The organism is Collinsella aerofaciens, assembly GCF_040926405.1.
Lineage (GTDB): Bacteria > Actinomycetota > Coriobacteriia > Coriobacteriales > Coriobacteriaceae > Collinsella.
In genome coordinates this window covers 1-1,581 of sequence record NZ_JBCOIG010000060.1, presented here as the reverse complement: position 1 = coordinate 1,581, position 1,581 = coordinate 1, and the positions used below count along the sequence as shown (strand labels likewise).

The window sequence follows — 1,581 nt, the reverse complement described above, 5'->3', positions numbered from 1 at the left end:
TGGGGACGTTCCTTTTAATATGAGCAGGACATTGTCAAGAGGCAAAATCGGGCCTGGCCCCAACGATATGGGGTCAGGCCCTCTCCCTATATCAACCCGTCCGCGGCGACCTCGGCGTGTCTTCCCGACGCTCGTCTTTGCAGTTTAATATCCGCCCGTGGCGATCTCTCGCTGGGCAATCCGTTGCTACGGCTGAGGCTTCTACGTCGAACCGACAGTCTGTGCACGCGTGTGGCGCCCTGGGCGCTCGCAGAAAAGGGACCTGAGGTTCGCCTCAACGGCTTCGGATCCAACCGCTTCCGGGGTGATCGGCTTATGTGCGGGGGACCGCCCCCCCCTACGCCTCCTCGGCCATGAGGCCGACCGCCCACACCCAGCAGGCGAGCTCGCGCGCCGTGGCGACGTTCGCCTTGTTGTTGTGGACCCCGCGCGCGAGCAGGGTCCCGCGCCTCTCGACCAGCCTCCGCACGCCCTTGGCGGCATGCCTGCGGGCGCCCGGGTCCGGGGCCTGGCCCCTGGCGGGCTCCTTCGGCCGCGCGGAGCACGTCAGGTAGTGCCACGCGGCCTCGACCAGCGCCTTTCTCAGGTGCTTGTTGCCCGCCTTGGTGATCGCGCCCCTGCGGTCGCTCTCCCCGCTGGAGTGCTCGGAGGGCGTCAGGCCGACCCACGCGGCGAACGAGCGGGCGTTCCTGAACCTGGAGAACTCGCCGGCCTCGAACACGAGGTCGGCGGCGGTCGCGGTGTCGACGCCCTTGAGGCAGCGCAGGGAGTCGACCCTCCTCCTCCACCTGGGCTTGCGGGCCTCGGCCTCGACGAGCCCCTCGAGCCTCGCCTTCTCCTCCGCCGCCCGCCTGACCGCGTCGACGTAGTAGGCGAGCACGTCGTTGTCGGCCCCCTCCGCGAACCTTATCGACTCGATCCAGGACCAGTGCGCCCGGGTCCAGTTGCCCTTCCTGCGGCCGGTGGGCGTCCTCTCGTCGAAGACGAGCCCGTGCCTGAGCAGGAACTTGGAGAGCCGCTGCTTCGAGCGCGAGAGGTCGTCCCTCGCGTCCTCGAGCGCCCTGGTCAGGTCGCGGGCGGCCTCGCACTCGTCGTCGGGGACCCACACCTCGACCACGTTGCCGACCGACAGCATGCGGGCGAGGAACTCGGCGTCGTTGCGGTCGTTCTTCCTGCGCCTGTCCGCGCTGGGCTTGATCATCTTCGAGACGGCGCCGACCACGCAGTCGACCCCGAGGCCGGAGAGCCTCTTCTGCAGGTCGAACCCCGTGACCCCGGACTCGTACACGCACCTGGCCCTGGGGTCCACGGACCGCACCCACCCCGCGACGGCGCCGGCGTCGTAGCCGAAGGTCGCGCAGCGCACCTCCCCGGTCATGACGTCGAGGGAGACTGCCTTTATCGAGCGGGCGTGGACGTCGAGGCCGACGAAGATGGTAGTATCGAGCATGGGAGCCCCTTCCATGAATGCGGCGTGGCCGCCGCGGCTGAATTAGACACTCACCATTGTCGGCCTAATCCGCGGTCTTTCATGCAGCAGGGGCTCTCAATGTTTTTATGTCCTGCTCATATCGTCTCTGC

1 protein-coding gene is annotated in these 1,581 nt (G+C 67.8%); it reads right to left on the bottom strand.

The annotated features are described in order from the left end of the window. Window positions 1-337: 337 nt before the first annotated feature. The gene (locus AB5758_RS09665; protein WP_368142033.1) at window positions 338-1,450 is read right to left on the bottom strand and encodes an IS110 family RNA-guided transposase; all 1,113 of its coding nucleotides are present in this window, start codon (window positions 1,448-1,450) and stop codon (window positions 338-340) included. Window positions 1,451-1,581: the final 131 nt, after the last annotated feature.